The sequence below is a fragment of the Nonomuraea sp. NPDC049784 genome (assembly GCF_040659615.1).
Taxonomy (GTDB): Bacteria; Actinomycetota; Actinomycetes; order Streptosporangiales; family Streptosporangiaceae; genus Nonomuraea.
The window spans coordinates 1-6,695 of record NZ_JBFAMX010000566.1; the positions used below are offsets into that span (position 1 = coordinate 1).

Consider the following 6,695-nt stretch of genomic DNA (forward strand, 5'->3'; position numbering starts at 1 on the left):
CGTGGTGGTGGCCGGGGCGCGCAACGTGGCCAGCACGGCTGCGCGGGTACGGCCGAGCAGGGGTCCGAGCACGTCGGCCTGGTCGGTGGACCGGTCCGTGACGAAGATCGGATAGACCAGCACGGTGGCCGCGTGGGGCCGGTACATCACCATCGGGCGGGGCGCGAAGTACGACGGGATCAGCAGCAGCCCGCGTCCGCACAGGGGGATGTCGTAGTCGCCGTCGATCGGGATGTGCAGGGTCGGCGGTTGCCATCGGCAGTCGGGATGAAGCGTGGCCAGCAGGGCGTCGACCCCGCCGCGCAGCAGAGCCTCGGCGCGCAGGGCGCGGTCGGCGGCGGCTTCGGTCTGGATCTGCGGCCACAGCGACTCCACCGATGAGGTGAAGTAGCGGTGCAGGTCACTGGCAAGGGTCTGGCGCGCCCCGGGGGAGCCGCCAGCCAGTTCCCCCGCCCATCGCCCGGTCCGCTGGGCGGGCGCCAACGCGCTCAGGTCGACCGCCAAATACGAGCTGGGCGTCTGAGTGGCCAGCTCGACACCGGTGGCGAAGTCGTCGGCGTCCGGCTGGAGCAGGAACGCGGGCAAGAAACTCTTCGGGAGAGCCAGGGGCGCGAGCACCCCCGCCCGCTCCACCAGGTTTCCCCTCACCTGCCGGTGCAGTCGGCGGACTCCGGGCCGCGACCAACTCCTTCCGGTCGGCGCGCCACGGAGCAGGCGCACACTCAGCACCGTCTCCCACAGGGCGTTCGGAGCCGCGGCGAACGTGATCTGGCGAAAGTCGGCGTCGGAAAAGTGCATGCGCATCATGCCAATGGATTCTCGCGTCGCCGGCCCTGTTCAGCCAAGTCCGGCCGACCCTTTTAGTCAGGACTAAAAGGCGTTGCGGCCGGAATTGGGCTGGGGCAGCCTTACTGCCACGGGTCCCGATGAGGAGCCATTAATTCCAGCTGACGGCACCTTGCGCGGGGGCGGTTCGGTCCGTCGGGTTTCGAAAGACATTCAAAGCGGTCCCAGGCGTCAGTACGCGCTGACCCGTTACGGCGACGCAAGAGAGATCGGCAAGACGCGGCCGGAAAGGCCAAAGGAACCGAAGAGAGCGGAGGAGTTTCTCATGAAGGTCACGGCAAAGATGCTCACCACGATCGGTGCGATCGGGATCGCGGCTGGCATCGTCGCCGCGCCCACGGCGGCGTCGGCCACGCAGAGGGCGGCCAGCGACCTCAAGTACTACTACGAATGTGGCACCAGTATTTGTGTGAAGACCATCACCACATGGGGATTCTACAGCCTGAACTCCTACGGAGATCACCTGTACGCGGGGGGATGGTCGGGCTACGTGAAAGTCAGCACTGGCAAGAAGATCTACTTCTGCGACTGGGAGACCATCCAGTTGCAGCTGGAGCCCAAGGTAACCGAGATCTTCGTTTCCAGGCTCAAGGCGTCCTGGTGCCAGTAGGGATAACGCCCGCGCGGCTGCCGGACCGGAGTCGACTACGAATGTTCCCCCGGTCCGGCGCAGCATCGCAGCGCTGAGGATGTTCTCCCGAACGCCGGCATCGTGCCTTGCCGCGCCAGTGTCCTGAGTCAGAAATTCGTCGACAGTATGAGGCGAGAGTGTCGATGACATCTTCGGCTGTTTTGGTCCAGACGAAGGGCTTAGGCCCTCCTTTCAGGAGGCGATCCAGGCATGGATGTCCTTCTCCGGTGCATACACTCTTGTAATCTCCGCGACGAATTTGCTTGGTCGTCAGTTCGGCGAACCAGCGTTCCACCGGATTCAGCCAGGACGAGCCGGTCGCCTTGCCCGAAGCCACGTCTAAGCCTAAGCGGGTGTTTGATGTCGCGATCGCCTCGGAACCAGCGCAGCACCATGACCGCATGCCAAAACGGGCTCAGGGCTCGCCTGTCTTTCAGAGCGCTGCAGCAGTACTCGTACGCCATGAGTACCCGATCACGAAACTCCGGATCCCGGCGTACGGTCGACGGTGTCGTGATCTCCCCGCCCGTCTCTACGGTCTCCAGGTCCAGACCGGCCAGTCTCCAGGCCAAAGCCTTCCTAGACATGACGGGGAGCGGTTGCAGATGCTCGTTCCGAGGGTCGCGGCGTACTGGCAGGCGGTCTCAAGTTGGTCGCTGAGATCCGCCTCAACGAAGTGCGACTTGGAGCGACGGTCAGGGAGACAGCCCCTCCGTATGAAGCTCGACCGCATCAAGGACGAGGCCGAAGAGGACGACCGGCGACCGGTCGTCGTGGCGGCCCACTGACTGATCGTGCGCCCTGACTGGGCCGAACCTCCCATCGTGTTTTCCGCTCGCAGGTGAAGATCCGGCGGGGTCAGGCCAGGGTTGAGAACTCCTGGGAGGTGGAGATGGTCATGATGGCTCCCACCGCCGTGATCATCGTCGGCCCGACCAACCTTAGCCAGTACAATCGGGCAGGCCGTCGAAACGAGTCACAAGACCGTCGGCTTCAGTGGGCCACCTCGTGGCCGTGCGCAACAGCGGCGTGAGAGCGATCTCGTCAGGCGGCCAAGCACCTGCTCGCCGACGGAAGGTTCTGACCGCCGAGGACCCCCTAACCGCCGCTCCGTAACCCCGAGGGACTTACGGAGCGGACCACTGAAGTCATGACAATCCTCGTGCTGGTGCTGCTCCTCAGCAGCAGCCGCCTCCTGATCGGACCACGCACGTTCGGAAGACCAGCGTGGAGGTGGAAGTCGTTCAGCCCGGGCACGAGCCGTCGTCCCAGCGCGTCCACCACTCGCGTGCGCATTCCGACGTGCTCGGCGATGTCCCCGTCATCGCCGAGCACGACGATCCTGCCCGCGCGTACGGCGATCGCCGAGACGGCGGGTTTGCGCGGATCTGCGGTGAAGACTTTCGCGTTGCGGACGATGAGGTACGGACCGAGTCGAGGCGGATGGGCCGGAAGGCCTGTCTCAGTCCTTGGCCAGGGCCCGGCGCAGCGTGCCTACGGCCAGTTCGATCGCTGAGTCGGCGGCGTAGGTTTCGCGCAGCGCATTGAGCATGACGAAGTCGTGGATGATCCCCAGGTAGCGTACGGCGGTTACCGGTACTCCCGCGGTGCGCAGCTTGTTGGCGTACGCCTCACCCTCGTCGCGCAGCACGTCCGCCTCGGCGGTGATGATCAGCGCCGGGGGCAGTCCGGCCAATTCGTCCAGCGAGGCCCGCAGCGGGGAGGCGGTGATCTCGGCTCGCTGGGCCTCGTCGGTGGTGTACTGGTCCCAGAACCACTGCATGCCGTCGCGGCGCAGGAAGTAGCCCTCGGCGAACTGGTGGTAGGAGCCGGTGTCGAAGGTGGCGTCGGTCACCGGATAGAACAGGACCTGCTGGCGCAGCGGCAGCCCGCCGCGCTGCTTGGCCATCAGCGTCAGGGCGGCGCTCATGTTCCCGCCGACAGAGTCGCCGGCCACCGCGATGCGGGTGGCGTCAAGGCCCTTGGCGGCGCCTTCGGCGACGATCCACTGCGCCACCGTCCAGTTCTGCTCGATCGCCACCGGGTAGCGGTGTTCGGGCGACAGGTCGTACTCGGGGAAGACGACCGCGGCGTCGGCGCCTACCGCGAGCTCGCGCACGAGCCTGTCGTGGGTGTGGGCGTTGCCGAAGACCCAGCCGGCGCCGTGGATGTAAATGATCACAGGGAGATCTCCCGTCCGGCCGGCGGGACGGACGATACGGGCCTTGACCTGGCCGGTGGGCCCGCCGGGGATCGTCACCCACTCCTCGTCCACGGCCGGCTTGTCGATGGGGCCGGACTGGACGTCGTCGACGGCCTTGCGGCCCTCGCTCGGCAGCAGCTGGAACAGGTACGGCGGCTGCGCGGTGGCTTCGGCGAAGGCTTGCGCGGCAGGTTCGAGGACAGGCTTGTTCATGATCGTTCCTAGTGTGAGAAGAGGGACTTCAGGGGTCAGCGGCCGTTGGCGGCGCGCTCGATCAGATGGGCCACCGCGTCGGGGTGGGAGACCAGTACGGCATGCGAGGCGTCCTTGACCGTGACGGTGGCGCGTGCGTTGGCACGCTCGGCCATGAAGCGCAGCGCGGCAGGCGGGATGTTCTTGTCCCCGGTGCCGAACAGCGCCCAGGAGGGGACGTCCTTCCAGGCGGGCGCGGCGCCGGAGGGCTCGTTGAGCGCGGCGGCGGTGATCGGACGCTGGATGACGGCCATCACCTTGGCGTCACGGGTGGGCAGGTCGTGGGCGAACTGCGTGGGGAACTTGTCCTGCTTGACGTACAGGTCTGTGCTGCCGCCGGGCAACGGCACCTCCCGCAGGGTTTCGCCGAGGGTGCTGCCGGGATACCTCCCGGCGAGCTCGGCAGCGCTCTCGCCTTCGTCGGGGATGAAGGCGGCGACGAAGACAAGGGCCTGGACGTTGTCGTTGCCGCGCGCGGCGTTGGTGATCACCGCGCCGCCGTAGGAGTGGCCGACGAGGACGACGGGACCCTTGATGGTGGCGAGCAGGGCGGCGGTGGCGGCGGCGTCGCCGGCCAGGCCGCGCAGCGGGTTGGCCGACGCGATGACGGAGTAGCCCTTGCGCTGGAGCCGCTCAATCACGCCCGTCCAGCTGGAGGCGTCGGCGAAGGCACCGTGCACGAGCACGATGGTGGGCTTGGCCGCGCCCCTCGTCTCAGCTGAGGCGGCGGTAGAGGAGGCGGAGACCGCCATGGACGCGGCGAGCGCGGTGCCGAGGGCGGCACCGATGGTCTGACGCCGGGTGGGTTGTGTCATCGTGCTTCCTTGCTGGGGTGGATCACTTGATGAAGTCGAGCAGGGCCTGGTTGACGTCGGCGGCGTGGGTCCACAGCAGGCCGTGCGGGGCGCCCTCGATCTCCACATACGTCGCGGTCGGCACCAGGCGATGGAAGGCGCGGGCGGTGGCGTCGATGGGCAGGATGCGGTCGGCGGTGCCGTGCACGATCAGGGCCGGCACATCGATGGCCGGGACGTCGGCCCGGAAGTCGGTGTACCAGGTCGAGGGCGCGGCAGCGGCGGCGTAGAAGCCGCCGCCTGCTGCGACGTTCCAGCTGTTGCGGACCGCCTCGTCGCTGATCCTGGTGCCGAGGTTCTCGTCGAGGTTGTAGAAGTCCTTGAAGAAGTCGCCGTAGTACGCGTAGCGGTCCGCCTTGACGGCCGCGACCACGCCGTCGAAGAACTCCTTCGGGGCGGCCCCGGCCGGGTTGTCGCCGGTCTTGAGCAGGAAGGGTGGCAGCCCGCCCAGGAAGGCGGCCTTGGCCACGCGGGCCGTGCCGTAGGCGGACACGTACCGGGCGACCTCACCGGTGCCCATCGAGAAGCCGACCAGGACGGCGTCCTCAAGATCCAAGACCTCCATCACGGTGTTCAGGTCGGCCGCGAAGGTGTCGTAGTCATAGCCGGTCGTCGGCTGGCTGGACCGACCGAAACCGCGGCGGTCGTAGGTGATCACGCGGTAGCCCGCATCGAGCAGCGCCGCACTCTGCCGTTCCCAGGAGTGGCCGTCGAGCGGGAACCCGTGGATGAGGACGACCGGCTGCCCGGTTCCGTGATCTTCGTAGTACAGGTCGATGGAGGCGGAGTTCTCCTGACCCACGGTGATGTACGGCATGAACCTGCTCCTTCATCCGGAATGATGGTGATGCGTGCGCTCAGGACCACGCCCAGCCCGGCAGCAGGAAGGGCGCCGTGCGGACGCATCGGCCTGTCGGTGGCCGGCGTCGGGCGTTCATGACATGCGCAGCACCGGATGCCCATCACGCTAGGGCGGACCTCCTGCCGCCGGTTGTCCCCAAGCGCACTGCTTCTTGCCCGGAAGTGTCACAAGCGGACGCATCCCGGTGAGTCCGTCGCCTCCGCCACGGTCGCGGTCCGCACCGCCTTCGACGAGCACCGCGGCACTGGAGCGCTGCGACGAGGGTTCAGCCGCGGTAGCGGTGCAGGGCGACGTGGAGGGTGTCGAGTGCCTGGATGAGGGCGGCGCGGGCGGCGTCCGTGCCTCGCAGGGGATCGAGCACCATGAAGCCGTGGACCGTCCCGTGGTAGCGCATGGACACCACCGGCACGCCGGCCGCCCGGAGCTTGGCCGCGTACGCCTCGCCCTCGTCACGGACCACGTCGGCCTCGCCGGTGACCACCAGCGCCGGCGGGAGGCCTCTGAGCTGCTCCAGGGTGGCCCTCAGCGGTGACGCGGTGGCCTCGCTCCGCCGCCGCACGTCGGGCAGGTACTGGTCCCAGAACCAGCGCATGGTCTCGCGGCCGAGGAAATAGCCCTGGGCGAACTCCCGGTACGAGGAGGTGTCGAAGTCGGCGTCGGTGACCGGGCAGAACAGCACCTGCTGCACCAGCCGTACCTCTCCCCGTTCCTTGGCGAGCAGGGTCAGCGCCGCCACCAGGTTGCCTCCCGCCGAGTCACCCACCGCGGCCATCCGGCTTCCGTCCAGGCCGATCTCGCCGCCTCGCTCGAAGATCCATTTCGCGACCGCGTAGCACTGCTCGACGGCGACCGGATACCGCGCCTCCGGGGCGCGCTCGTACTCCACGAACACCACGGCCGCGTCCGTGCCGAGGGCGAACTCGCGTACCAGGCGCTTGTGCGTGCCGGCGTCCCCCAGGACCCAGCCCAGGCCGTGCAGGAACAGCACGACGGGGACCTCGCCGACACTGTCGACGGGCTTGACCACGTGCACCCGCACATGCCCGG

At 67.8% G+C, this 6,695-nt stretch carries 6 protein-coding genes and 1 pseudogene; 1 reads left to right on the plus strand and 6 read right to left on the minus strand.

What is annotated here, in order from left to right:
• The coding region (locus tag AB0J09_RS51990; RefSeq protein ID WP_360709214.1) for an ArsR family transcriptional regulator at window positions 1-798 on the minus strand (798 nt) is incomplete at its 3' end.
• Between the two features lie 313 nt (window positions 799-1,111).
• Between AB0J09_RS51990 and AB0J09_RS51995 the strand changes: the two genes are divergently transcribed.
• Window positions 1,112-1,456, plus strand: coding sequence for a hypothetical protein (locus AB0J09_RS51995; protein WP_360709217.1), 345 nt, complete (start codon window positions 1,112-1,114; stop codon window positions 1,454-1,456).
• Window positions 1,457-1,917: 461 nt separating this feature from the next.
• Here AB0J09_RS51995 and AB0J09_RS52000 read toward each other — a convergent pair.
• From AB0J09_RS52000 to AB0J09_RS52020, 5 genes and pseudogenes are all read right to left on the minus strand, one after another.
• Window positions 1,918-2,037: pseudogene (locus tag AB0J09_RS52000) on the minus strand (restriction endonuclease); the annotation flags it as partial.
• A gap of 902 nt (window positions 2,038-2,939) precedes the next feature.
• Window positions 2,940-3,893, minus strand: a complete 954-nt coding sequence (locus AB0J09_RS52005; RefSeq protein ID WP_360709219.1) for an alpha/beta hydrolase — start codon at window positions 3,891-3,893, stop codon at window positions 2,940-2,942.
• 35 nt (window positions 3,894-3,928) lie between these two features.
• The gene (locus tag AB0J09_RS52010; protein WP_360709221.1) at window positions 3,929-4,747 is read right to left on the minus strand and encodes an alpha/beta hydrolase; all 819 of its coding nucleotides are present in this window, start codon (window positions 4,745-4,747) and stop codon (window positions 3,929-3,931) included.
• A gap of 22 nt (window positions 4,748-4,769) precedes the next feature.
• The gene (locus AB0J09_RS52015) at window positions 4,770-5,603 is read right to left on the minus strand and encodes an alpha/beta hydrolase (protein ID WP_360709223.1); all 834 of its coding nucleotides are present in this window, start codon (window positions 5,601-5,603) and stop codon (window positions 4,770-4,772) included.
• 310 nt (window positions 5,604-5,913) lie between these two features.
• A partial coding sequence (locus AB0J09_RS52020) for an alpha/beta hydrolase (protein WP_360709226.1) occupies window positions 5,914-6,695 on the minus strand: 782 nt, incomplete at its 5' end.

Excerpts from the sequence above, each read along its gene's own strand:
- AB0J09_RS52015 (WP_360709223.1), bottom strand. The coding sequence starts at position 5,603 with ATGCCGTACATCACCGTGGGTCAGGAGAACTCCGCCTCCATCGACCTG.
- AB0J09_RS51995 (WP_360709217.1), top strand. The coding sequence starts at position 1,112 with ATGAAGGTCACGGCAAAGATGCTCACCACGATCGGTGCGATCGGGATC.
- AB0J09_RS52005 (WP_360709219.1), bottom strand. The coding sequence starts at position 3,893 with ATGAACAAGCCTGTCCTCGAACCTGCCGCGCAAGCCTTCGCCGAAGCC.
- AB0J09_RS52010 (WP_360709221.1), bottom strand. The coding sequence starts at position 4,747 with ATGACACAACCCACCCGGCGTCAGACCATCGGTGCCGCCCTCGGCACC.